The sequence below is a fragment of the Pseudomonas sp. 5P_5.1_Bac1 genome, assembly GCF_025466015.1.
GTDB lineage: Bacteria > Pseudomonadota > Gammaproteobacteria > Pseudomonadales > Pseudomonadaceae > Aquipseudomonas.
Genome location: NZ_JANLNX010000006.1, coordinates 42,288 through 65,947 on the forward strand (window position 1 = coordinate 42,288; position 23,660 = coordinate 65,947).

The 23,660-nt window shown below is 64.8% G+C and carries 27 protein-coding genes; 12 read left to right on the forward strand and 15 right to left on the reverse strand.

What is annotated here, in order from left to right:
- Positions 1-52: 52 nt before the first annotated feature.
- From NTD82_RS00610 to nrdR, 9 genes are all read right to left on the reverse strand, one after another.
- Positions 53-799 carry a substrate-binding periplasmic protein gene (locus NTD82_RS00610; RefSeq protein ID WP_095159368.1) on the reverse strand — a complete coding sequence of 249 codons (747 nt, stop codon included), beginning with the start codon at positions 797-799 and terminating at the stop codon, positions 53-55.
- A 12-nt stretch (positions 800-811) separates the two neighbouring features.
- Entirely contained in the window at positions 812-1,315 is a 504-nt protein-coding gene (locus NTD82_RS00615) for a phosphatidylglycerophosphatase A (protein ID WP_262127412.1), read from the reverse strand.
- Positions 1,312-2,277: a thiamine-phosphate kinase gene (thiL, locus tag NTD82_RS00620; protein WP_262127413.1), complete on the reverse strand. Its 966-nt coding sequence runs from the start codon at positions 2,275-2,277 to the stop codon at positions 1,312-1,314. The genes NTD82_RS00615 and thiL overlap by 4 nt, the downstream gene beginning before the upstream one ends.
- 18 nt (positions 2,278-2,295) lie before the next feature.
- Positions 2,296-2,796 carry a transcription antitermination factor NusB gene (gene nusB, locus NTD82_RS00625; protein WP_095159371.1) on the reverse strand — a complete coding sequence of 167 codons (501 nt, stop codon included), beginning with the start codon at positions 2,794-2,796 and terminating at the stop codon, positions 2,296-2,298.
- On the reverse strand, positions 2,793-3,269 hold the full coding sequence (gene ribE, locus NTD82_RS00630; protein WP_095159372.1) for a 6,7-dimethyl-8-ribityllumazine synthase: 477 nt from the start codon (positions 3,267-3,269) through the stop codon (positions 2,793-2,795). The genes nusB and ribE overlap by 4 nt, the downstream gene beginning before the upstream one ends.
- Positions 3,270-3,359: 90 nt before the next feature.
- Positions 3,360-4,451: a bifunctional 3,4-dihydroxy-2-butanone-4-phosphate synthase/GTP cyclohydrolase II gene (ribBA, locus tag NTD82_RS00635; RefSeq protein WP_095159373.1), complete on the reverse strand. Its 1,092-nt coding sequence runs from the start codon at positions 4,449-4,451 to the stop codon at positions 3,360-3,362.
- Positions 4,452-4,468: 17 nt separating this feature from the next.
- Complete coding sequence (locus NTD82_RS00640) at positions 4,469-5,134, reverse strand: riboflavin synthase (protein WP_095159374.1); 666 nt, start codon at positions 5,132-5,134, stop codon at positions 4,469-4,471.
- Between the two features lie 46 nt (positions 5,135-5,180).
- Positions 5,181-6,311 carry a bifunctional diaminohydroxyphosphoribosylaminopyrimidine deaminase/5-amino-6-(5-phosphoribosylamino)uracil reductase RibD gene (ribD, locus tag NTD82_RS00645; protein ID WP_262127415.1) on the reverse strand — a complete coding sequence of 377 codons (1,131 nt, stop codon included), beginning with the start codon at positions 6,309-6,311 and terminating at the stop codon, positions 5,181-5,183.
- Positions 6,312-6,313: 2 nt separating this feature from the next.
- Positions 6,314-6,778 (reverse strand): transcriptional regulator NrdR, encoded by a 465-nt coding sequence (gene nrdR, locus NTD82_RS00650; RefSeq protein ID WP_110969093.1) that lies wholly within the window; start codon positions 6,776-6,778, stop codon positions 6,314-6,316.
- A 109-nt stretch (positions 6,779-6,887) separates the two neighbouring features.
- On the opposite strand from nrdR, the gene NTD82_RS00655 reads away from it, so the two are divergent.
- Genes NTD82_RS00655 through trxA form a run of 3 tightly spaced genes read left to right on the forward strand, consistent with a single transcriptional unit; the run spans position 6,888 to position 8,903 of the window.
- On the forward strand, positions 6,888-7,337 hold the full coding sequence (locus tag NTD82_RS00655; protein ID WP_262127417.1) for a YbaY family lipoprotein: 450 nt from the start codon (positions 6,888-6,890) through the stop codon (positions 7,335-7,337).
- On the forward strand, positions 7,338-7,988 hold the full coding sequence (locus NTD82_RS00660; protein ID WP_262127418.1) for a class I SAM-dependent methyltransferase: 651 nt from the start codon (positions 7,338-7,340) through the stop codon (positions 7,986-7,988).
- Between the two features lie 42 nt (positions 7,989-8,030).
- Entirely contained in the window at positions 8,031-8,903 is an 873-nt protein-coding gene (gene trxA, locus NTD82_RS00665; RefSeq protein ID WP_262127419.1) for a thioredoxin, read from the forward strand.
- Positions 8,904-8,954: 51 nt separating this feature from the next.
- Here the strand turns inward: trxA and NTD82_RS00670 are convergent, their stop codons facing one another.
- Positions 8,955-9,299 (reverse strand): hypothetical protein, encoded by a 345-nt coding sequence (locus NTD82_RS00670; protein ID WP_262127420.1) that lies wholly within the window; start codon positions 9,297-9,299, stop codon positions 8,955-8,957.
- A 130-nt stretch (positions 9,300-9,429) separates the two neighbouring features.
- On the opposite strand from NTD82_RS00670, the gene NTD82_RS00675 reads away from it, so the two are divergent.
- From NTD82_RS00675 to NTD82_RS00695, 5 genes are all read left to right on the forward strand, one after another.
- Complete coding sequence (locus NTD82_RS00675; RefSeq protein ID WP_262127421.1) at positions 9,430-10,002, forward strand: DUF2796 domain-containing protein; 573 nt, start codon at positions 9,430-9,432, stop codon at positions 10,000-10,002.
- 47 nt (positions 10,003-10,049) lie between these two features.
- Positions 10,050-10,769, forward strand: coding sequence for an ABC transporter ATP-binding protein (locus tag NTD82_RS00680; RefSeq protein WP_262127422.1), 720 nt, complete (start codon positions 10,050-10,052; stop codon positions 10,767-10,769).
- Positions 10,769-12,034 carry an ABC transporter permease gene (locus tag NTD82_RS00685; protein WP_262127423.1) on the forward strand — a complete coding sequence of 422 codons (1,266 nt, stop codon included), beginning with the start codon at positions 10,769-10,771 and terminating at the stop codon, positions 12,032-12,034. The genes NTD82_RS00680 and NTD82_RS00685 overlap by 1 nt, the downstream gene beginning before the upstream one ends.
- Positions 12,035-12,045: 11 nt before the next feature.
- Complete coding sequence (locus NTD82_RS00690) at positions 12,046-12,567, forward strand: DUF3299 domain-containing protein (RefSeq protein ID WP_262127424.1); 522 nt, start codon at positions 12,046-12,048, stop codon at positions 12,565-12,567.
- A 108-nt stretch (positions 12,568-12,675) separates the two neighbouring features.
- Complete coding sequence (locus tag NTD82_RS00695) at positions 12,676-13,356, forward strand: OmpW/AlkL family protein (RefSeq protein WP_095159385.1); 681 nt, start codon at positions 12,676-12,678, stop codon at positions 13,354-13,356.
- A 145-nt stretch (positions 13,357-13,501) separates the two neighbouring features.
- Here the strand turns inward: NTD82_RS00695 and NTD82_RS00700 are convergent, their stop codons facing one another.
- Both NTD82_RS00700 and NTD82_RS00705 read right to left on the reverse strand, forming a co-directional pair.
- A complete protein-coding gene (locus NTD82_RS00700; RefSeq protein WP_262127425.1) occupies positions 13,502-14,431 on the reverse strand; it encodes an NAD-dependent epimerase/dehydratase family protein in 930 nt (309 codons plus the stop codon).
- Positions 14,424-15,308 (reverse strand): NAD(P)-dependent oxidoreductase, encoded by an 885-nt coding sequence (locus NTD82_RS00705; RefSeq protein ID WP_262127427.1) that lies wholly within the window; start codon positions 15,306-15,308, stop codon positions 14,424-14,426. The genes NTD82_RS00700 and NTD82_RS00705 overlap by 8 nt, the downstream gene beginning before the upstream one ends.
- A 294-nt stretch (positions 15,309-15,602) precedes the next feature.
- On the opposite strand from NTD82_RS00705, the gene NTD82_RS00710 reads away from it, so the two are divergent.
- Together NTD82_RS00710 and NTD82_RS00715 are read left to right on the forward strand one after the other, a co-directional pair.
- Complete coding sequence (locus tag NTD82_RS00710; RefSeq protein ID WP_262127428.1) at positions 15,603-16,646, forward strand: TauD/TfdA family dioxygenase; 1,044 nt, start codon at positions 15,603-15,605, stop codon at positions 16,644-16,646.
- A gap of 21 nt (positions 16,647-16,667) precedes the next feature.
- A complete protein-coding gene (locus NTD82_RS00715; protein WP_262127429.1) occupies positions 16,668-17,465 on the forward strand; it encodes a TSUP family transporter in 798 nt (265 codons plus the stop codon).
- Positions 17,466-17,468: 3 nt separating this feature from the next.
- Here the strand turns inward: NTD82_RS00715 and NTD82_RS00720 are convergent, their stop codons facing one another.
- Complete coding sequence (locus NTD82_RS00720) at positions 17,469-18,287, reverse strand: helix-turn-helix domain-containing protein (RefSeq protein ID WP_262127430.1); 819 nt, start codon at positions 18,285-18,287, stop codon at positions 17,469-17,471.
- A 177-nt stretch (positions 18,288-18,464) separates the two neighbouring features.
- Between NTD82_RS00720 and NTD82_RS00725 the strand changes: the two genes are divergently transcribed.
- On the forward strand, positions 18,465-19,907 hold the full coding sequence (locus NTD82_RS00725; RefSeq protein WP_262127432.1) for an alanine/glycine:cation symporter family protein: 1,443 nt from the start codon (positions 18,465-18,467) through the stop codon (positions 19,905-19,907).
- A 92-nt stretch (positions 19,908-19,999) separates the two neighbouring features.
- A complete protein-coding gene (locus NTD82_RS00730) occupies positions 20,000-20,989 on the forward strand; it encodes an asparaginase (RefSeq protein WP_262127433.1) in 990 nt (329 codons plus the stop codon).
- Positions 20,990-21,046: 57 nt separating this feature from the next.
- Here the strand turns inward: NTD82_RS00730 and NTD82_RS00735 are convergent, their stop codons facing one another.
- Positions 21,047-22,321, reverse strand: a complete 1,275-nt coding sequence (locus tag NTD82_RS00735) for an OprD family porin (RefSeq protein WP_262127435.1) — start codon at positions 22,319-22,321, stop codon at positions 21,047-21,049.
- Between the two features lie 71 nt (positions 22,322-22,392).
- The gene (gene mhpT, locus NTD82_RS00740) at positions 22,393-23,604 is read right to left on the reverse strand and encodes a 3-(3-hydroxy-phenyl)propionate transporter MhpT (RefSeq protein ID WP_262127437.1); all 1,212 of its coding nucleotides are present in this window, start codon (positions 23,602-23,604) and stop codon (positions 22,393-22,395) included.
- Positions 23,605-23,660: the final 56 nt, after the last annotated feature.

Sequence of the window (23,660 nt, forward strand, 5' to 3'; positions counted from 1 at the left end):
CAACAGATCGAAAAGTTCGATACCAAGCCGTCGAACCATTGCCCCAAAGCCCCTACTTGCCCGACTGATCGAACGGGTATGGCTGCTTCCAGCGCTGGAAAATCGGCTTCAGTTCGCCGCTTGGCACCAGCACGTCCATGCGCTTGTCGAACAGCTCGCGCAGCGCCTTGCCCTCGGGCGTGTTGCCAAATGCCAGGTACAACGGCAGTTCTGCCACATGGGTGCTGCGGAATTGATCCGGGTGCTCGGCATGGCTGCGCACGTATTCCACTTCGGTCTGCGCATCGATATAGAAATCCACCCGCTCGCGTTCCAGCATCGGCAGGATGCCGTCGCGGCGCTGCACTTCGCGGTAGTTGCCGGTGATATTGGGCAGGTAGTTCTGATAGTCGTAGCCGCGGACCCAGGACAGGCGAAACTGGCCGAGGGTTTCCAGGGTCGGCCGCGGATGAGTGGCCAGGCCCAGGGCATAGATATGGTCGGAATCGAAATTCCAGCGCGGGTAGAGGTTGTCGTCGTTTTCGGCGGCGTAGGAGCCCACCCAGGCGTCCGCCTCTCCCCGTTTGACCAGGCCGACGGCGCGGGTGTACGGCGCGCTGAGCACCGTCACCTTGACCCCGGCAGGCTCGAAGATCTTGCGCAGCAGGTCCCAGGCCAGGCCGGTGCCATCGGCATTGGTGTAATCCAGCCAGCTCTCACTGGCCAGGCGAACCTGCGGCGGCAGCCCCTCGGCAGCAGCGATTCCCTGCATTCCTGCCGCCATGACCAGCATCAGCAGCCATTGTCGCCATACACGCATTGCCGACTCCCTTTAAATCAGACTCCATACCAACACTTGCATCGCCAGCCAGGCGAACACCCCGGCCAGCACATCATCGAGCATGATCCCGACACCGCCGTGCACATGCCGGTCGATCCAGCGGATGGGCCAGGGCTTGAGGATGTCGAAAAAGCGGAACATCAGAAAACCTGCCAACAACCATAGCCAACCCTCGGGCACCAGCCAAAGGGTGATCCACATGCCGACCATCTCGTCCCAGACGATGCCTTCATGATCGTGCACGCCCAGGTCATCGGCGACCTTGCCGCACAGCCAGAAGCCGAACAGCATGGTCAGCCCGAGCATCAGCCAGTAGCCCCAGTCCGGCAGCATCTGCCACAACGGCACGAACGGCAGCGCCACCAGCGAACCCCAGGTGCCCGGGGCCTTGGGCAGCGTGCCGGAGCCGAAGCCGAACGCGAGGAAATGCCAGGGGTTGCGCCAGACCGATGGCGGAACGTTTTCCGCTGGCACCTGATTGGGGTGGTCGGTCACGGTGTCTCCCTGAAATGTTGATACCCGCGCACAGCCGGGGTGATGTCATTGCCAGCGGCGTCGTGCAGGCTGACGCCGCTGCCCGCCTCGACCCGGCCGACCACGTGCACCGGCCAGCCGGCGTCCCGCAGCCCGGACAGTTCGGCGGGCGGCAGGGTGAAGGCGATCACGTAGTCATCGCCGCCGGTCAGCGCCGCCTGACGGGCCTGATCCAGACCGAGGAAGCCAAGCAGCGCCGGACTCAGCGGCAGCCGCTCCAGTTCCAGGCGCAGTGCCACGTTCGAGGCCGTGGCGATATGCCCGCAGTCAGCCAGCAGTCCGTCGGAAATATCCAGCGCCGCCGTGGCCTTGTTCCGCAGTGCCTGACCCAGCGCCAATTGCGGCGAAGGCGACCAATAGTGGGACAACAGCGGCTCGGCCAGGGTTGCATCGGCCTGACGCTCGCCCAGCACCAGCGGCAGCGCGCCCGCAGCATTGCCCAGCTCGCCACCGACGCAGACCAGATCGCCCGCCCGCGCGCCGCCACGGGTCAGCGCCTGCCCGACGGGCACACGACCGAACACGGTCATGGTCAGGCTCAGCGGGCCGCGCGTGGTGTCGCCACCGATCAGGGTCAGCCCGCATTGGGTCGCCATCCGGTTCAAACCCTGGGCATACGCGAGCAACCAGTCGGAACTGACGTCCGGCACGGTCAAGGCAAGGGTAAAGGCAAGCGGGGTGGCGCCCATCGCGGCCAGGTCGCTGGCCGCTACCGCCAGCGAGCGCTGGCCGAGCAGGAAAGGGTCGCTGACGGCGGGGAAGTGCACCCCGGCCACCAGCGTATCGGTGGAGATTGCCAACTGTTCGCCGGGAGCCGGCGCCAGCAGCGCGCAATCGTCACCGATGCCAAGGGCGATGCCTTCGCCGCCCTGCGCACAAGGCGCGGCGGCGAAGTACTGGCGGATCAGCTCGAACTCACCCATGGTCAGGCAGCGCCGGAATCAGCGCTTGAACGCCTTCACTTCGGCTTCGCGAAGCCGTGGCGCGAGCTTGTCGAGCACGCCGTTGACGAACTTGTGGCCATCAGTGGAACCGAAGACCTTGGCCAGTTCGATACCTTCGTTGATGACAACGCGGTATGGCACGTCAACGCGCTTGAGCAGTTCCCAGGTGGACAGACGCAGGACCGCGAGTTCGACCGGGTCGAGCTCTTCCAGGGCCATGTCCAGGCAAGGGGTGAGCGCGGTGTCGATTTCGGTCTTGCTTGCCGGAACCCCGTGCAGGATCTCCCGGAAGTAAGCGCCATCGACATCGCTGAAATCGTTATCGACCCGGAACTGCGCTTCGACCTCGTTCAGCGAATGCTTTGCAATGTGCCACTGATACAGGGCCTGGGTCGCGAGCTTGCGGGCTTCACGACGCTTGGCGCTTTTCGACGGCTTGCCTGCATCAGCGGGCTGCGGGTCGCGCGGGTTGAAACGATCGCTTTCGTCGCTAATCACTTGGCCTCCAACTGCGCCAGCAGACTGACCATTTCCAGAGCGGACAGGGCAGCTTCAGCGCCCTTGTTGCCGGCCTTGGTGCCGGAACGCTCGATGGCCTGTTCGATCGAGTCGACGGTCAGGACACCGAAAGCAACCGGTACGCCGAACTCCATGGACACCTGGGCCAGGCCCTTGGTGCATTCGCCCGCAACGTATTCGAAGTGTGGGGTACCGCCACGGATCACCGCACCCAGGGCGATGATTGCCGAGTATTCACCCTGTTGGGCGACTTTCTGTGCGACCAGCGGGATTTCGAACGCGCCAGGAGCACGGATGACAACGATGTCGCTTTCGCTCACGCCATGACGAACCAGGGCGTCAACGGCACCGCTCACCAGGCTTTCGACGACGAAGCTGTTGAAGCGGCCAACCACCAAAGCATAGCGACCTTTGGGGGCAATGAAGGTACCTTCGATGGTCTTCAGGGACATTGCGGGATTCTCATCTTAAAGAGCCAGGCCGCAAAAACGCGGCCTGTGGGAGTTTTGGTCACGAAAAGCGAGCGGTCAGACACCGCCGGCTCATTCGGAGGGCACGTATTCTACAACTTCCAGATCGAATCCGGATATCGCGTTGAACTTCATCGGCGAACTCATCAGGCGCATCTTGCGCACACCGAGGTCGCGGAGGATCTGCGAACCGGCACCGACGGTGCTGTAGGTGGTCGGCGTCTTGGTCTGGGCATCGCCCGCGCTTTCGCGGATGTGCGCCAGCAGCACGTCGCCGTCCAGCGGATGACCCAGCAGCAGCACCACGCCGCTACCGGCGTCGGCCACGGCGCTCATCGCGGCGCGCAGGCTCCAGCGGCCCGGCTGCTTGACCAGCAGCAGGTCGCGCAGTGGGTCCATGTTGTGCACGCGGACCAGGGTCGGCTCTTCGGCGCAGATCTTGCCGAGGGTCAGGGCCATGTGCACGTCGCCTTCCACGGAATCGCGGTAGGTGACCAGGTTGAAGTGACCCAGCTCGCTGTCCAGCGGCTGCTCGGCGATGCGCTGGATGGTGCGCTCGTGGATCATGCGGTAGTGGATCAGGTCGGCGATGGTGCCGATCTTGATGCCGTGCTCGGCGGCGAACACTTCCAGCTCCGGACGACGGGACATGGTGCCGTCGTCGTTCATCACTTCGCAGATCACCCCGCTCGGCTCGAAACCGGCCATGCGCGCCAGGTCGCAGGCGGCTTCGGTGTGGCCGGCGCGGGCCAGGGTGCCACCTGGCTGGGCCATCAGCGGAAAGATGTGGCCGGGGCTGACGATATCTTCAGCCTTGGCGTCCTTGGCGGCAGCCGCCTGCACGGTGCGGGCGCGGTCGGCGGCGGAGATGCCGGTGGTCACGCCTTCGGCGGCTTCGATGGACACGGTGAACTTGGTGCCGAAGCCGGAACCGTTGCGCGGCGCCATCAGCGGCAGCTTCAGGGTTTCACAGCGCTCGCGGGTCATCGGCATGCAGATCAGGCCGCGAGCGTGCTTGGCCATGAAGTTGATGTGCTCAGGCAGGCAGCACTCGGCCGCCATGATGATGTCGCCTTCGTTTTCGCGATCTTCGTCATCCATGAGGATGACCATTTTGCCCTGGCGGATGTCTTCAACCAGTTCTTCGATGGTGTTGAGCGCCACGCGGCACCCCCTTCTAATCAGGATTTCAGGTAGCCGTTGGCGGCCAGGAAGCTTTCGGTAATACCGCTGCCGTTGCTCGGCTCGGCGGCTTTGTCGCCCAGGAGCAGGCGCTCCAGGTAACGGGCCAGCAGATCGACTTCGAGGTTGATCCGGCGCCCGGGGCGGTAGTCGGCCATGATGGTCTCGGCCAGGGTATGCGGGACGATGGTCAGCTCGAACTCGGCGCCATCGACCTGGTTGACCGTCAGGCTGGTGCCGTCGACGGTGATCGAGCCCTTGTGGGCGATGTACTTGGCCAGTTCCTTCGGCGCGCGCAGGCGGAACTGGATGGCGCGGGCGTTATCGGCGCGCGAGATGACTTCGCCGACGCCGTCGACGTGGCCGCTGACCAGATGGCCACCCAGGCGGGTGGTCGGCGTCAGGGCCTTTTCCAGGTTGACCCGGCTGCCGCTCTTGAGGTCGTCGAAGGCGGTGCAGTCGAGGGTCTCGCGGCTGACGTCAGCCCAGAAACCGTCGCCCGGCAGCTCGACCGCGGTCAGGCAGACGCCGTTGACCGCGATGCTGTCGCCCAGCTTCACGTCGCTCAGATCGAGCTTGCCGGTTTCGACATAGACCCGCACGTCGCCGCCCTTGGGGGTGATGGAACGGATGCTGCCGATGGATTCGATGATGCCGGTAAACATTGAGTCCTCCTCGAGAACAGGCCACGCCGGGGGCGCAAGCCGCGAATTATACGCCTGGGGCGGGCACAGGGATGGCAGTGACTCGCCAGTCATCGCCTACCGCGCGCATGTCAGTGATTTTCAGTGCCGGGGCTTCGCTCATCCGCGCCAGCGGCCAGTCGAGCAGCGGCCGGGCACTGGAGCCAAGAAACTTGCCGGCGATGAACAGTTGGTATTCGTCCACCAGGCCGAGCTGGGCGAAGGCACCGGCGAGGCCAGGGCCGGCCTCCACCAGGACTTCGTTGACGCCACGCCGGGCCAGCTCAACCAGCAACTGGCGCAGATCGACCTGGCCGTCGGCGCCGGGTACACGCAGCAACTCCTGGCCGTTGGCGGCGTAGCGCGGGTCGTCCTCGGCGGCGGTGACCACCAGCGCCGGACCGGCTTGATAGAACGGGGCATCCAGCGGCAGGCGCAGGCGGCCGTCGATCAATACGCGCAGCGGCGGACGGCTCAGTGCAAGGGCGGCGGTGTCGGCGTCCAGACCCAGTTCCGCGCCACGCACGGTCATTCGCGCGTTGTCGGCCAGCACGCTGCTGGCGCTGCTCAGTACCACGCTGGAGCGGGCGCGCAGGCGCTGCACCGCCGAACGCGCCGCCGGGCCGGTGATCCACTGGCTTTCGCCGCTGGCCATGGCAGTGCGCCCGTCCAGGCTCATCGCCAGTTTCACCCGCACATACGGCAGGCCGTGTTCCATGCGCTTGAGAAATCCGGGGTTCAGCGCCCGCGCTTCGGCTTCGAGCACGCCGCTGGCGACTTCGATGCCGGCGTCGGCGAGGCGCTTGAGACCGTTGCCGGCGACTTGCGGGTTAGGGTCCTGCATCGCCGCGACGACCCGTGCCACGCCAGCCTTCACCAGCGCTTCGGCGCAGGGTGGCGTGCGGCCATGGTGGCTGCAAGGTTCCAGGGTGACGTAGGCGCAGGCGCCGCGAGCCAGTTCGCCGGCCTGGCGCAAGGCGTGGACTTCAGCGTGTGGTTCGCCGGCGCGCACGTGCCAGCCTTCGCCGACCACCTCGCCGTCGCGGACGATGACACAGCCGACCCGCGGATTCGGGTGCGTCGAGTACAGGCCCTTGCGCGCCAGCTCAAGGGCGCGGGCCATGTAATGAGCGTCGAGCACGGCGCGTTCTGTGGACATGTTCACTCTTTGGACGGCTCGCGGGCCAGGCGGTCGATTTCTTCGCGGAATTCGTTGAGGTCCTGGAAGCGCCGGTACACGGAGGCGAAACGGATGTAGGCGACTTCGTCGAGCTTTTGCAGCTCGGTCATCACCAGTTCACCGACCACCAGCGACTTGACCTCACGCTCGCCCTTGGCGCGCAGCTTGTGCTTGATGTGGGCCAGCGCGGCTTCCAGGCGCTCGACGCTGACCGGGCGCTTTTCCAGCGCGCGCTGCATGCCGGCGCGGAGTTTTTCTTCGTCGAAGGGCTGACGGCTGCCGTCCTGCTTGATCAGGCGAGGCAGGACCAGTTCGGCGGTTTCGAAGGTGGTGAATCGCTCGCCGCAGGCCACGCATTCGCGGCGGCGGCGCACTTGCTCGCCCTCGGCGACCAGTCGCGAGTCGATGACTTTGGTGTCGTTGGCACCGCAGAAGGGACAGTGCATGGTGGCAGGCAACAAAAAAAGGGAGGGCCATGGTAGCGCATCCGACTGGCAAGACAAGCCAAAGGGGTTACCATCCAGTGAGGAAATACGCCCCCGAAGGAAAAACACCATGCCGTTTCGAGCGCTCGCCGTGCTCGGCTTCGCGACCCTGCTGGCCGCCTGCAGCAGCGAAGCCCCCAAACCCGTGCCACCGCAGCCACCGGCCAATCCGGTGGCAAAACACGTTCATGTGCCAACGCCGCTGCCTGCCTACCAGCGTGAACTGACCGGCAGCTTCAGTAACATTCCCCGCGGCGCCGAAGTTGAAGTCGCCTTGTTGGTGATCGACGAACGCGGCCGCCCGCAGCGCCTGCTGGCCAGCGACACCCTGGACGGCACCGGCCAGGCCCTGCCATTTCAGTTGCGCTTCAATCCCGAAGTGTTCCCCAGCGGGGCCCGTGTGGAACTGCGCGCCCGCGCCAGCCAGTCCGGGCAACTGATCCTGCACCTCAAACCGCTGTCGGTGACCCGCGCCGAAACCCAGGTCTTCGGCCCGCTGCAACTGGAAAAGGCGCCGTAAATGGCGCCTGTTCACCTGCAGAGTGCATTGAGTGAATTGCTCGGTGACGCCCGTCTTGTCGCCAGCGACCTGCCCGATTGCCCTCTGAAACTGTGGTTGATCGACGCCGACAACATGGACCGCGCCTTCAGTCCCGATGAAACCCGGCGCATCCTCGAAGAGCCGCCCTACTGGAGTTTCTGCTGGGCCAGCGGCCTGGCCATGGCCCGCTACCTGGCCGAGCGCCCGGAGTGGGTCGAGGGCAAGCGGGTGCTGGATTTCGGCGCCGGCTCCGGCATCGCCGGGATCGCCGCGAAGAAGGCCGGTGCACTGGAAGTGGTGGCCTGCGACTTCGATCCGCTGGCGCTGCACGCCAGCCAGGCCAACGCGGCACTCAACGGCGTGGAACTGAATTACTCCAGCGACTTTTTCGCCGAGGACGACCGCTTCGACCTGATCCTGGTTGCCGACGTGCTTTACGACCGCGCCAACCTGCCGCTGCTCGACCAGTTCCTCAGCCGTGGTCGCCAGGCGCTGGTGGCGGACTCACGGGTGCGCGACTTTCGTCATCCGCTGTACCGGCAACTGGACACGCTGCACGCGCTGACCCTGCCGGACCTGGCCGAGCCCCATGAGTTTCGCCAGGTCAGCCTGTACCACGCCAGCCGCTGAGTCCGTATAGTTGGCGCCATTCATGCGTTCGCGAGAGTCGAGATGAGTCAGGACAACCCGTACATATTCGATACCACCGTCGCCAACTTCGATCAGGTGGTGATCGCCAACTCGCACCACAAGCCGGTGCTGGTGGATTTCTGGGCCGACTGGTGCGCGCCGTGCAAGGCGATGATGCCGGTGCTGGCGAAGATCACCGAGGAGTACCAGGGCGAACTGCTGCTGGCCAAGGTCAACTGCGATGTGGAGCAGGACATCGTCGCCCGCTTCGGCATCCGCAGCCTGCCCACCGTGGTGCTGTTCAAGGACGGCCAGCCGGTGGACGGCTTCGCCGGCGCCCAGCCGGAATCGGCCATCCGCGCCCTGCTCGAACCCCATGTGCAAATGCCGCCACCGGCCGCCGCCGATCCACTGGAAATGGCCCAGGCGCTGTTCGCCGACGGTCGCTACAGCGAGGCTGAAGCCACCCTCAAAACACTGCTGAGTGAAGACAACAGCAACGCCGGCGCGCTGATTCTCTATGGCCGCTGCCTGGCCGAGCGCGGTGAGCTGGGTGAAGCGCAAACCGTGCTGGACGCGGTCAAGAGCGATGAGCACAAGGCCGCGCTGGCCGGTGCCAAGGCGCAACTGACGTTCCTGCGCCAAGCACAGAGCCTGCCGGAAGTGGCAGACCTGAAAACCCGTCTGGCGCAGAACGCCGAAGACGATGAAGCGGCGTATCAACTGACCATCCAGCAGTTGTCGCGCCAGCAGTACGAAGCCGCGCTGGAAGGGTTGCTGAAGCTGTTCAAGCGTAACCGCGGCTATGACAACGGCGTGGCGCACAAGACCTTGCTGCAAGTGTTCGACCTGCTGGGCAATGACCATCCGCTGGTGGGCGTTTACCGTCGCAAGCTGTTTGCTGCTCTGTATTGAGTCAGGCGGGGTCTCATCGCTGCGGTTCGGCGATGAGGCCCTAAGATTCAATCACCCCACCCAGTGATACACCGGCGCATCCGCACCGCTTTCCACCTTCACCTCGCTGCTATGGCGCAACCGCACCAGCAGCCGCTTGCCCGCTCCGGTACTGCCGGACAGCCCCTCCAGTTGTTCCAGCAATGCCGGCCCGTCCAGCGAACCCGCCTTGCGTAACAACGCCTTCGCCGCCAGCCACTGCACATCGTCGCCCCTCGGCTGCGCCACCGGCGCGGCAGCATTCACCGGCACCTCGGCCGGCTCCACCGCTCGCCCAGCCAGCATGGCCCACTCGGTGGGGTCCAGTTCGAGGGTCAAATCCACCGGCCATTCGCCGATGTGTCCGCGAATTCGCACGTTTCCATCCTCCACACGTCAAGGTCGCCATGCTCCCACGCTCATGAAGGATCGCCAAGGACCCTAGCAAGCCGCGCCGAACTTGTTATAACATTTCAAAACTTTTCCAAGCCCGCTCCGGAGTCCCGCCATGCGTCGCCTGTTGCTTGCCTTGCCTTTCGCCCTGCTGCCCCTGGCCGTGATGGCCCACGACGACCACGATCACGAGCATGACCACGCTCACGGCAGCCTCGGCGCCCACGAACATGGCGTCGCCCACCTCAACGCGGTACTCGACGGCAACACTCTGGAGCTGGAACTGGAAAGCCCGGCGATGAACCTGGTGGGCTTCGAGCACGCCGCCGCCAGCGACGCCGACAAGGCCAAGGTCGCCGCGGTGCGTGCGCAGCTTGAACAACCCTTGAAGCTGTTCGGCCTGACCGCCGCCGGCAACTGCAAGGAAAGCGACGAAGAACTGCAAAGCCCGCTGTTCGGCGACAAGCCGGCCAAGGATGACGATGGTGACGGCGATGAGCACGGCCACAGCGACATCCACGCGCACTACCGCCTGGAATGCGCCAACCCCGAGAAGCTCAAGGCGCTCGACCTGGCCCCGCTGTTCAAGACCTTCCCCGCCACCCAGAAAATCCAGCTACAACTGATCGGACCGAATGGCCAGCAAGGGGTGGAAGTCACGCCCGGCAATGCCACGATCAACTTCTAAGTCACCTTTTGCCAGTGAAGCGCCCGGGGCAACCCGGGCGTCTATTTATGAGCCAGGCACTGATTGAACTGACCGACCTGGGCTTCGCCTGGCCGGGACACCCGCCCCTGCTGGACATCCCGGCGCTGCGCCTCGAAGCCGGCGAATCGCTGTTTCTCAAAGGCCCCAGCGGCAGTGGCAAGACCACCCTGCTGGGTCTGCTCGGCGGCGTGCAGAAGGCCGAGCGCGGCAGCATCCGCCTGCTCGGCCAGGACCTGAGTGAACTGAGCCAGAGCGCCCGCGACCGTTTCCGCGTCGACCACACCGGCTACATCTTCCAGCAGTTCAACCTGCTGCCGTTTCTCTCGGTGCGCGAGAACGTCGAACTGCCCTGCCGCTTCTCCAAGGCCCGCGCCGAGCGCGCCACGCAGCGCTTCGGCAGCATCGCAGACGCCGCCGCCGAACTGCTCGCGCACCTGGGCCTGAAAGACCCGGCGCTGCTTGCCCGCCGCGCCGACAGCCTGTCGATCGGCCAGCAGCAACGCGTGGCCGCAGCCCGCGCGCTGATCGGCCAGCCGGAACTGGTGATCGCCGACGAACCGACCTCGGCACTCGACGCCGACACCCGCGAAGCCTTTATCCGCCTGCTCTTCGCCGAATGTCGCGACGCCGGTTCCAGCCTGTTGTTCGTCAGCCACGACCAGAGCCTGGCACCGCTGTTCGACCGCCAGCTATCCCTCGCCGAACTCAACCGCGCGGCGCAGCCTGCCAGCGATACGGAGGCCTGATGTACCTGCTTCGTCTTGCCCTGGCCAGCCTGGCCAACCGCCGTTTCACCGCGTTTCTCACCGCCTTCGCCATCGCCTTGTCGGTGTGCTTGCTGCTGGCCGTCGAACGCGTTCGCACCGAGGCCCGCGCCAGCTTTGCCAGCACCATCAGCGGCACCGACCTGATCGTCGGCGCCCGCTCCGGTTCGGTGAACCTGCTGCTGTATTCGGTGTTTCGCATCGGCAACGCCACCAACAACATCCGCTGGGACAGCTTCGAGCACTACGCCAACGATCGTCGGGTGAAGTGGGCGATCCCGATTTCCCTCGGCGACTCGCACCGCGGCTACCGGGTGATGGGCACCACCGACGCCTACTTCGCGCATTACCAGTACGGCCGCAAACAGAACCTGCAACTGGCTCAAGGCCGCGCCTTTGCCAGCGACCCGTTCGAGGTGGTGCTCGGCGCCGAAGTAGCCGAAGCCCTGCACTACACGCTCGGCGACAAGCTGGTGCTGGCCCACGGCGTCGCCGCCATCAGTCTGGTCAAGCATGACGACAAGCCGTTCACCGTGGTCGGCGTCCTGCAACGCACCGGCACCCCGGTGGACCGCACGCTGCACATCAGCCTCGGCGGCATGGAAGCCATTCACATCGACTGGCACAACGGCGTGCCGGCCCGCGGTGCCGGGCGGGTCAGCGCCGAGCAGGCGCGCAACATGGACCTGACGCCCACGGCGATCACCGCCTTCATGCTCGGTCTGAACAGCAAGGTCGCGACCTTCTCGCTGCAACGGGAAATCAACGAATTCCGCAACGAACCACTGCAGGCGATTCTTCCCGGCGTGGCCTTGCAAGAGTTGTGGAGCCTGATGGGGACAGCGGAACAGGCGTTGTTCGTGGTCTCGCTGTTCGTCGTGCTGACCGGGCTGATCGGCATGCTCACCGCCATCCTCACCAGCCTCAACGAACGCCGTCGGGAAATGGCGATCCTGCGCTCGGTGGGCGCCCGCCCCTGGCATATCGGCGGCCTGCTGGTGCTCGAAGCCTTCGCCCTGGCGTTGGCCGGGATCGGCGCCGGGCTGGGCTTGCTGTACGCGGGTATCGCCGTCGCGCAGGGTTACGTGCAGGCCAACTATGGTTTATACCTGCCGCTGGCCTGGCCCAGCAGCCACGAATGGCTGTTGCTCGGGATCATCCTCGGCGCCGCGTTGCTGATGGGCAGCATCCCTGCCTGGCGGGCCTATCGACAGTCACTGGCCGACGGCCTGTCCATCCATCTCTGAGTAACCCTGTAATGCGTCGTGTCCTGCTGCTCCTGCTGTTGATCGCCGCGCCCGCCTGGGCGGGCGAGCCGCGTACCCTGGAATGGCCGCAACTGATTCCGCCGGGTGCGCCGGTGATCACGCCGCAGTTGGCGCCGCTGCACAACCTCTCGCAACTCTCGCAGTTGGGCGATGCGCTGGCCGCCGAAGCGGCGCCAGCAGCTCGCCAGGAGGTGCCCGACGCACCGGTGGTCAAGGAGCTGGACGGCCAGCAGATCAAGCTGCCGGGCTATATCGTGCCGCTGGAAGTGAGCGAAGAAGGTCGCACCACGGAGTTTCTCCTGGTGCCGTATTACGGCGCCTGCATTCATGTGCCGCCGCCGCCGTCGAACCAGATCGTGCATGTGTTCAGCGAGATCGGGATCAAGGTCGAGGAGTTGTACCAGCCGTACTGGATTGAAGGGCCGATGCGCGTCCAGTCGTCGGCCAGTGAGCTGGCCGAAGCGGGTTATCAGATGGAAGCCGAGAAAATCTACGCCTACGAACTACAATGATTGCCCGCACCCCGGCGCCTTCGCTTTCATTGAGCTGAATCAAAATTCTCGCGACGGTAGCTCCTTAACATTGGGACCAATGAATCCTAATGTCCCCCCGGAGCTTCCATGAACAAGTCTTTGCTCGGCGCCTCGCTCGTTGCCCTCGCGCTTGTAGCCCCTGCCGCCCACGCCTACCAGGCCGGTGATTTCATCCTGCGCGCCGGTGCCGTCACCACCGCGCCAAACGAAGACAGCGGCGAGCTGAAGTTCGACGGCGTCAAAGCCTCCGGCACCAAAGCCACCCTGACCAGCGACACCCAACTGGGCCTGGCCTTCGCCTACATGCTCACCGACCACTTCGGCCTGGAGCTGCTGGCAGCCACCCCGTTCCAGCATGAAGTGGGCGTGAAAGGCCTCGGTGGCCTGGACGGCAAGCTTGCCGACATCAAGCAACTGCCACCGACCCTGTCGCTGCAGTACTACCCGATGGAAGCCAGCTCGAAATTCCAGCCGTACGCCGGTATCGGTGTGAACTACACCCTGTTCTTCGACGAAGAACTGACCAGCGACCGCAAGGCCCAGGGCTTCAGCAACATGAAACTGAAGAACTCGGTAGGCCTGGCTGGCCAACTGGGCATGGACTACCTGGTCAACGACCACCTGCTGGTCAACGCCGCGATCTGGTACGTCGACATCAACACCGAAGCCAGCATCGACGGCCCGAGCGCACTGTCGATCGGCAAGACCAAGGTCGACGTAGACGTCGATCCATGGGTCTACATGGTTGGCCTGGGTTACAAGTTCTAAGCATTCGAAAACAGTTGGGGCCGTTTTGCGGCTCCTTCGCGAGCAAGCTCGCTCCTACAAGGACCCCGTCGCAATTGACGCAATCCCTGTAGGAGCGAGCTTGCTCGCGAAGGGGCTACAAAACGGCCCCACTGTTTTTACGAACTCAGCGCCCCAACAACCGCGCCAGACCCTCGGCCAACGGCGTCACCACCGGAAACGCGAAACGCGCCAGCAAGCGCTGATTGTCCGCCCGCGAATGGCGGATATCACCACTGCGCGCCGGCCCATAGCTGACATCGGGCAACCCGCCCAGCACCGTGCGCAGCGCCTCCAGCAACTGATTCAGTGAAGTCGCCTGGTTCAGGCCGATATTCACCGCGCCCTCTTCCACCTGCGCCATCTCCAGCGCCTGCACCATCACCGACACCAGGTCGCCGACATACAAAAAGTCGCGGGTCTGCTCGCCATCACCGAACACGGTAATCGGCGTGCCGCTCAAGGCGCGCTCGCAGAAGATGCTGATCACCCCGGAATACGGCGAGGACGGATCCTGACGTGGCCCGAAGATGTTGAAGAAGCGGAACACCACCGGTTCCAGACCGTGCTGACGACGGTAGAAATCCAGGTACTGCTCGCCGGCCAGCTTGTCCACCGCATAAGGGGTCAGCGGCGCCTTGGGGGTATCTTCGGCGATGGACTGGCCTTCACCGTTGTTGCCGTAGACCGCAGCGCTGGAGGCAAACACCACACGGCGGATGCCGTTCAGGCGCATGGCCTCGCAGACATTCAGGGTGCCGATGAAGTTGCTCTGGTGAGTCTTGACCGGGTCTTCCACCGAGGCCTGCACCGAGGCCACCGCCGCCAGGTGCACCACCGCGCGGCAACCGGCGGCAGCCTGGTTGACCAGGGCGGCATCGGCAACGTCGCCTTCGATCAGGTGCAGGTTCGGGTGATCCAGTTGCAGGTTGTCGCGCTTGCCGGTGGAGAGGTCGTCCAGCACGCGCACGGCGTAGCCTTTTTCCAGCAGCGCATCACACAGGTGGGAGCCGATGAAACCGGCGCCACCGGTGATCAGAATGGGGGCATCAGCCATGACGGTAGAATCGATCCAGTAGGGTCGGCAGGCCGGAGCGCCAGGCGCGTGGCTTGATGCCGAAGGTGTGGAGAATTTTCTTGCAGGCGAGCACCGCGTGTTGCGGTTCTTCGCTGGCGTCGGAACGCGCGGCATGAGCCTGGGCGGTGGGGCTCTCGACCGCCAGCGTGCGCAATTGCGAGGCCTCGCCGAGGATCGCCTGGCCCAGCGCCAGCGGCGTGGTCGCCTCGTTGCCGGCGTAGTGGTAAGTGCCCCACAACGGCGCCGCGCAATCGAGTTGCTTGAGCACTGAGAGAATCACCCGCGCGGCGTCGTCCACCGGGGTCGGATTGCCGCGGCGGTCGTCGGCCAGCAGCAGTTCCTGAGCCGTTTCGGCACGGGTCAGGAAGCGACCGAGAACACCGTCGATGCTGTCGTCGAGCACCCAGCCGAAACGCAGCAGCACATGCTGCGGGCAGGTGGCGCGCACGCTCTGCTCGATGCGCCACAGCGCCTGGCCACGCAGGCCTAGCGGCACGGGTTCGTCCTTCTCGCTGTAGGCGGTGGCGCGCGAGCCATCGAACACCCGGTAGCTGGAAGGCTGGACGAGGATGATGTTGTGGTGCTGACACAGCTCGGCGAGGCGCTCGACCGAGCGCTCCTGCGCGGCCAGCCGCTGCTCGCTGACCGACTCCGCCTGGAACCAGTCGAAGTAGTAGGCCAGGTTGACCAGCGCGTCCGGGCGGGTGTCGTCGAGTAACTGGGTCAGGCTGGCGGTGTCCCAGCCCTGCTCTGGCGGACGCGGCGCGAGAAAGCCGATGTCCTCCTCGGCCCCGAGACGAATCAGCGCTTGCCCAAGGGCATTTCCACCACCCAACAGCATCAGGCGCATTCGCATAACGTTTGGCAGGTCCGCTCAGGTTGATTGAAAAAGAAAGCGCGTAGTTTGCGGCTTCCGCCAGGGGAAGTCCAACCCGCCCCGAGACACAGTGTGTTTAACGTCAGGCGCAATATGCCCGCTTTCCCACACCAATAAATAAGAATTAGCTTACAAATCCAAAAGAACCTACTGACTTCTACGGTTGAAAAAACCGCCTTCAATTAGCGCTAACCGGTTACCTGTCCTGCCGTCAGGAGCCATTCGGGGCGTGGAATGCCCTAAAACCCGCCAGATCGCTAAGGAAGGTTCTCCATGCAGGACTCCGAAGTCGCCACGCTCTACTTCGATGAAGACCAGCTCGACCAACTGCACAAAGCCAGCCAGGACCTCGCTCACCACGGCGGCCCGCAGGTGCTCGGCGCTGCGCTCAAGGCCCGCCTCTGGGCCCGGTTGCTGGAGACAACCCTGAGCCCGCTGCAGCAGGCCATCATCAACCTGTTCGCCGATGGCCGGTTGTCAGTGCTGCTGTTTTCCCGCTTGCTGCCACCGCGCAACGATGAACTGCCCGAGCAGTTGCCCGCACTCGCGGCCCTGGAACGGGACCACCCGTGCCTTTACCTCGCCTCGCGCAATCAGGTGCTGCTGGAGCTGGTCCACTACCGGGCCTTCGCCTTCGATATCGACAACGACGGCAAACACGTGCGGCTGGTCGGCAATTTCAAGGGCGGTGGCCAGCAACCGCGCCCCGATGAAGACCCCTACGAGGCCGTGGAGCTCAGCTCCCACGCCGGCCTGCGCCTCGGACCGCACACCGAGGCGCCGTACCATTGCTCGGTAGTGGCGCGCGACGGCCATTCGCCCGCCCCTTCCGCGCTGATCCTGAGTGCCCGCTGGAACCCGGCGAACGAGGCCACCCATATCGTTCCGCTGCGCAGCATCATCGAAGGGCTGGGAAGCCTGGACGTGTTGGCCCTGGCCTCCAACTCCTTCGATTTCACTCGCAGCGAATGCTTCGTCGACGGCCACGGCGACGCCGGCCACGCCACCTCCATCGTCCAGTTCGACGAACAGGGCGGGTTCAGCGTGCGTTACAACGCTTACCGTTTTTCCGTCAACGAGCAGGCCAGCGACGCCGCAGCACGGGCGTTCGATGCCTTCAAGGCACGCCTGGCGCAGACCCCGCCGCTGGAATTCGTGCTGCAGCCGGACAGCGTTCTGCTGGTCAACAACACCCGCGCGCTGCATGGCCGCGAACTGCTGCAAGACAACCGCCGCCTGCTGGTGCGGCTGTTCGGCTATTCGCGTTTCGCCCGCCCCCTGGTCATCAAGGAAGACCCGCTGCTGGTCCGCGGCTGAATGGTCTGGAGTTCCTCACACATGCTCGAAGTCGATCTGACGCTATTGCTCGCCCTCTCCGGTCTCGCCCTGCTGGCCGGCTTTTTCGACGCCATTGCTGGTGGCGGCGGGCTGATCACCCTGCCCATGCTGTTTCTCGTCGGTATCGATCCGCTGGCGGCGCTGGCCACCAACAAGTTCCAGGCCGCCAGTGCCACCGTCTCGGCCACCGTCGCCTTCTCCCGCCGCGGCATGCTCGACTGGCGCAGCGGCTGGCCAATGGCGCTGATGGCTTTTGCCGGTGGAGCCTTGGGCGCGCTGTCGGTCAGCCTGGTGCCGAAAGACCTGCTGCAGGCCTGCGTGCCGGTGCTGCTGGTGGTGGTCGCCGCCTGGTTCGCCTTCAGCCCCCGGCTGGACGATCAGCAGATGCGCACGCCGCGGATCTCCATCAGCCTGTTCTGCCTGCTGATCGCCCCGCTGATCGGTTTCTATGACGGCGTGTTCGGCCCCGGGGTCGGCTCGTTCTTCATGCTGGCGTTCATGCTGCTGCTCGGCCAGGGCATGCTGCGTGCGGTGGGCAACAGCAAACTGTTGAACGCCGCGTGCAACCTCGGTGCGCTGTCGGTGTTCGCCTCGACCGGCACCATTCTCTGGCCGCTGGCCCTGGCGATGGCGTTCTGCGCCATGCTCGGCGCGCAATTCGGGGCACGCTGCGCGGTGTACTTCGGGCCGCAGCTGATCCGCCCGCTGGTGGTCTTCGTCTGCTGTGTGATGGCGATGAAGCTGTTTCTCGATGCCGGCAACCCGCTGGTGGAGTGGGTCGCGCACCAATGGCCGTAACGCTTACTCGATCTCGAACAGGCCGTTGCTGATCGGCCCGGCGGTCAGCCGTTCGCGCACGTCATCGTCGATGCGCGGATCGTCCGGGCGATACAGCTTCACCTGGCGATAGGCGTTGATGCGGTTGATCTCCGGGCCCAGGTATTCCCAGACCACCCGGGTGCAGGCCGGGGTGCGTCGGTCGCCGCTGGAAACGCCGGTCTTGAGGCCATTGAGGCGGGTGATGCGGCTCTTGAAGCTGGGAATCAGGATGGTCTGGCTCATCTCATTGACGGTCAGTGACTCGTAATCCAGCAGAAACAGCCGATCCTGCAACTGGAATGCGGCGCCCAGGTAACGGCAACGCACCCAGTCCTCGGCTTGCACGTCGGTGCTGCTGGAGCGCTCCTGGCGCTCCTGGCGTTCAAACAGGAAATTGCCGTTCTCCTCGCGCAAATGCACCAGCGACAGCAGGACATTGCCCGGCACCGACATGCAGTTGGAGTACTCGAAGTAGTAACCGCAGTAGCGCGACAGGTTGCCACTGTGCTCGCGCAACGGACGCAGCAACTCCAGCAGCGGGTCGTTTTTGGCCGGCACGTTGAGGCTGCTGCTGCGCGCACCGATCAGGCGGGCGAACTGTTCCGGCGGCAGGCACAGCTCGTAATCCTCGACGCCGAAGAAATCGCCGATGCGCTTGAGGTTGTAGGCCGTCGGCTGGCTCTGGCCGCTCAGGTACTTGTTGAACTGCGCCCGGTTGATCGAGAGCTGCCGGCAAACCTCGGAAATAGAGCGGTAGTGGCTGCAGGCCAACTTGAGGTTGGGGCCAAGGTGTTCACTCATGGGGAAATCCGGACTGATGCGATGGGCGCGAGTTTAGCATCAAGTCGCATCAATTGAGAGCAACTGGCGAAATTGTAACCACCGGTGTCATAGCCAAACATGCGCCCCACGGACCAGGCGCGTCGACGCCGGCCGATCTGTCTTTCATGCAAAGAATAAGAATCCGAGGTCACTTCCATGCTCGAAGCGCTCAACGATTTCCTCTCGGGGAAACTCCTCATCGTGCTTATCGTCGGACTGGGCAGCTATTTCACCCTCCGCTCCCGTTTCGTCCAATTCCGCCATTTCGGCCACATGTTCAGTGTGTTCAAGGAATCGTTGCGCGGCCAGGCTGGCCAACTGAGCTCTTTCCAGGCGCTGATGCTGAGCCTGGCCGGTCGTGTCGGTGCCGGTAACATCGCCGGTGTCGGTATCGCCGTGACCCTCGGCGGCCCGGGTGCCGTGTTCTGGATGTGGGTCACCGCACTGGTCGGCATGTCCAGCAGCTTCTTCGAATGCACCCTGGCCCAGGTCTACAAGCGCGCCGATGGCGATGGCCTGTACCGCGGCGGCCCGGCGTACTACATCCAGCACGGCCTGAAGCTGAAAAGCATGGCGGTGGTGTTCTCGATCCTGCTGCTGGTGACCTACGGCTTCGCCTTCAACGGCCTGCAGTCCTATACCGTGACCCACTCGCTGCAGAACGCCTTCGGCTTCGACCCAAGCCACACCGGCATCGCCCTGGCCGTGCTGCTGGCAATCGTGTTCCTCGGTGGCATCAAGCGTATCGCCGCGGTGTCCGACCTGCTGGTTCCGGTCAAGACCCTGGCCTACATCGGCGTCACCCTGTACGTGATCGGCAGCCAGATCGACCACGTTCCGGCGATGCTGGAAACCATCTTCAAAAGCGCCTTCGGTCTTGACCCAGCCTTCGCCGGCCTGCTCGGCAGCGCCATTGTCATGGGCGTGAAGCGTGGCGTGTTCGCCAACGAAGCCGGTCTGGGCAGTGCGCCAAACGTCGCCGCCGTCGCCGCGGTGAAACACCCTGGCGCCCAAGGCGTAGTCCAGGCGTTCAGCGTGTTCCTCGACACCTTCGTCATCTGCACCTGCACCGCCCTGCTGATCCTGCTGTCGGGCTTCTACACCCCGGGCTTCGAAGGTGACGGCATCGTCCTGACCCAGAACTCCCTGGCGGCGGTCGTCGGTGACTGGGGTCGTCTGTTCGTCAGCGTCGCGCTGTCGCTGTTCGTCTTCACCTGCATTCTCTACAACTACTACCTGGGCGAAACCAGCCTGCAGTTCCTGACCCGCAACCGCGTGGTGCTGATGGCCTACCGTGGTCTGGTCCTGGCCCTGATCGTCTGGGGTTCGGTGCAGAACCTGTCCACCGTGTTCGCCTTCGCCGACATCACCATGACCTGCCTGGCCTTCGTCAACCTGATCGCCCTGGCCATGCTGTTCAACATCGGCCTGCGGGTGATGCGTGACTACGACGAGCAGCGCAAGGCCGGCATCAAGCAGCCAGTGTTCGACTCGGCGAAATTCGCTGACCTGGACCTGGACCGTGACGCCTGGCCAGCCGGCGCCAAGGCCGAGGCCGACCGTGCCGCCGCGGTAGGCGACGCGCAAACCCAGCGCTAAGCCTTCCTGGCTGTCGCTCGACAAGAAAGCCGCCCCTTCGCGGGCGGCTTTTTTTTGCCCCGATTTTTCTTTTCATGCTCCGGAATACCCCCATGCGCGCAGTAAAGAACCTTCTTGTCCTCTACACCGGCGGCACCATCGGCATGCTGGAAACCCCTCAGGGCCTGGCCCCGGCGGGTGGCTTCGACGCGCGCATGCGTGCCTGGCTCGAACAGCATCCCGAGACACCGTGCCCGCATTGGACACTGCGCGAAATGGCGCCGCTGCTCGACAGCGCCAACATGCAGCAGGCGAACTGGCTGGCGATGCGTGATGCCATCGTCGAGGCGGTAAAACAGGATGGCCACGATGGCGTCCTGCTGCTGCACGGCACCGACACCTTGGCCTACAGCGCCGCAGCGCTGTCGTTCCTGCTGCTTGGCCTGGACGTGCCGGTGGTGCTGACCGGCTCGATGCTGCCGGCCGGCGCGCCGGACAGCGATGCCTGGGACAACCTCGGCGGCGCCCTGGCGTTGTTTGCCGCGGGCGTGGAAAGCGGCGTGCAGTTGTTCTTCGCCGGCAAGCTGATGTCCGGTGTGCGCGCCAGCAAATTGCGCAGCGAAGCCTTTGACGCCTTCGCCGCCCTGCCCCGTCATCGCGAAGGCGAGCGCGCCGCTGAAGTGCCCGCGGTGCTGAGCTACTGCCAGCCGCGCATCGCCGTGAACCTCGCGGTGGTGCCGGTGTATCCCGGCCTGCAGGCGGCGCACGTCGAGGCGCTGGTGAAGACCGGCGTGAAGGGATTGCTGCTGGAGTGCTACGGCAGCGGCACCGGCCCATCGGATGACGACGCGTTGCTCGATGCCCTGCGCGACGCCGGCAAGCGCGGCGTGCTGGTCGCGGCGATCAGCCAGTGCGCGGAAGGCAGCGTGGTGTTCGACACCTACGCCGCCGGCAGCCGGCTGCGGGATACCGGGCTGGTTTCAGCCGGTGGCATGACCCGCGAGGCGGCCTTGGGCAAACTGTTCGCCCTGCTCGGCGCCGGGCTGGACCTGTCCACGGCGCGGCATTGGTTCGAGCTGGACCTGTGCGGCGAGCGGGCCTGATGCCCAGACGTTCGCGACGGCTCGGCACACCGAACCGTCGCGCTCAGTCAGAAACCATCACCACAGCGCAATTGTGTAATCCACATTCACCCGCAGTTCATTGCCGTCCCTGAAGGTCGCCGCCGGGGCGAAGTCATTGCGGTACCAGGCATGCCGCACCCGCAATCCCACACCCTTGAAGGTTCCGGACTGCAGCACGTAGGAGACTTCGACATCAGTTTCCCGCTCGTGCCGGTCATCGCCGCCCAGCGCGGTCGGCAGGCTGATGTTGCTGCCATCGATGTAGCGCAGCATTCCTTTCAGGCCCGGCACGCCTACCCCGCCGAAGTCATAGTCGTACTTCACCTGCCAACTGCGCTCATCCGCGTTGATGAACTCCGAACTCAGCGAGCCCTCGGTAATCACCAGCGGCTCGGTGCCCGCCACATAGGGCATGGCGCTGTCGCCACTGAGGTGCATGTAACCGGCACCGAAGGTGTGGGCGCCCAGCGCATAGCTGAACATCGCCGCCAGATTGCGGTTATCCACACGCCCCGCCTTGGCCGCACCGTCCTCGCCAGCCATGAAATAACGCACGTCGCTCTTCAGCTTGCCGGCGCCCACCGGCGTCACGTGCTCGAAGCCGACGAAGTCCTTGCGATACAGATCCTGCAAAGCCGCGTGGTAGTACTTCAGGGTCAGCGCATCAGACCAGCGCCAGTCCGCGCCGAGGAACAGGAACTGGTCCGACTCGGCCTTGCCGTTGAAGCGGCCATTGGGCGCGGCGACGGTGAATTTCTGATAGTTGCTGGAATCCCGCTGGTTCATTCGATCAAGCCAGCCGGCGTGCAGGGTGAAGCCGTCGATGTCCTCGGAGCGCAGGTAGGTGCCACGCAGGGTCTGCGGCAATAGGCGGCTGGGGCTGGCGAACATCACCGGCAACAGGGTGCTGATGGTGCCGGCCTGCAACTCGGTCTTCGAGATTTTCATCTTGGCGGTGAGGCCCAGTTCCGAATAGTTGTCGTCGGGCTCGCGGGTCGCCGGGTCATAGGGCAGCAGACCGGTGCCGACGCGGTCGGGCGAGGAATCCAGCTTGATCCCCAACATGCCCTGCGCGTTGAGCCCGAAGCCCACCGGGCCTTCGGTGAAGCCCGAGTTGAAGCGGACGATAAAACCCTGGGCCCACTCGCGCGCAGCGGACTGGGCCGACGTGCCTTTGTAGTCGCGATCGAAGTAGTAGTTGCGGGCGGTCAGGCTGGCTTTGCTGTCCTCGACGAAACCTGCGGCGCAGGCGTTGGAAATCAGGACGAACGGCAACCACAGGCCGAACGCCCGGAGCAGAAATGCAGGCATGGTCATTCACTTTATTGTTGTTGTAAGCGAACCCGCGCCAGCGACCTGGCGCGAGAAATGGAGTGAGGTAATCAGTCGGCCTGTCGGCTGCGTTGCGACAGGCAGAACATCGCTGCCGCGGCCAGCACGATGCCCGGCGCCGAGGCCAGCATCACCCCCGCCGTGCCGGTGCCCAGCGCCAGCATCTTGCCGGCGATCAGCGGACCGCTCATGGCGCCAAGCCGCCCCACCGCGACCGCCGAACCCACGCCGGTGGCGCGCATGCGGGTCGGATAGAACAGCGGCGTAAAGGCATAGAGCACGCCCTGCCCGCCCGTGGCGAACAGCCCGGCGACAAAGCCGGCCACCAGCATGCCGGGCAACGCGTTGGCCAGGCCCAGCGCCGCCAGCGAACCGAGGATGCCGACATAAATCAGCAGCGCCATGGCCCAGGCCGGCAGACGGTCCATCAGCGCGCCCAGCGCCAGCGTGCCTACCGCCGCACCCAGTTGCAGCGCCAGCATCACCCAACTCGCCTGCCGCGAATCGAAGCCTTGGGCGACCAGCAGGCTCGGCAGCCAGTTGACCAGGATGTAGACCACCATGAGGGTGAAGAAGTAGCTCAGCCACAACAGCAAGGTGGCCGGCGCCGCGCCGTTGCGAAACAGTCCGTGCCAGACGCCGTGTTCCTCGGCGCTGGCGGTCTCGGCCTGGCGGGCCTGGAACTGCGCCGACTCCGGTAGGTAGCGCCCGAGCAGCGGCACGATCAACAGCGGCACCAGGCCGCCGACGTAGAACACCACTTTCCAGCCGCCGGAAAAGCCGATGATGCCGATGACCGCGGCCAGTGCCGCGCCTAGCGGCACGCCGCAATACATCATGCTCACCGCCGTGCCGCGCAGGCGCGGGCCGGCGGCTTCGGAGGTCAGTGCGATCAGGTTCGGCAGCGCAGCGCCGAGGCCGATGCCGGTCAGGCAGCGGGCGGCCACCAGACTATGGAAATCCCAGGCCACAGCGGTCACCAGCGAGAACAGGCCGAACAGCGCCACGGCGGCCATCAATACCCGCTTGCGGCCGATCCGGTCGGCCAGCCAGCCGCCGACGAACGCGCCGGGCAACAGGCCGAGAATCCCGGCGCTGAACACCCAGCCCATCTGCATCTTGTCCAGCCCGAAGGCCGCGGCCATACCTTGCGCGGCGATGCCAGCGGCCTGCAGGTCGAGACCTTCCATCAGTGCCACCAGGAAGCACAGGGCGATGGTGGTGGCGAGTTGCACGCGATTTGTTGCGGTTATCCCGGTCATGGGATGTACCTCGATTTATTGTTGTAGAGGCCTTTGTTTTTGGCTACAAGGGACCT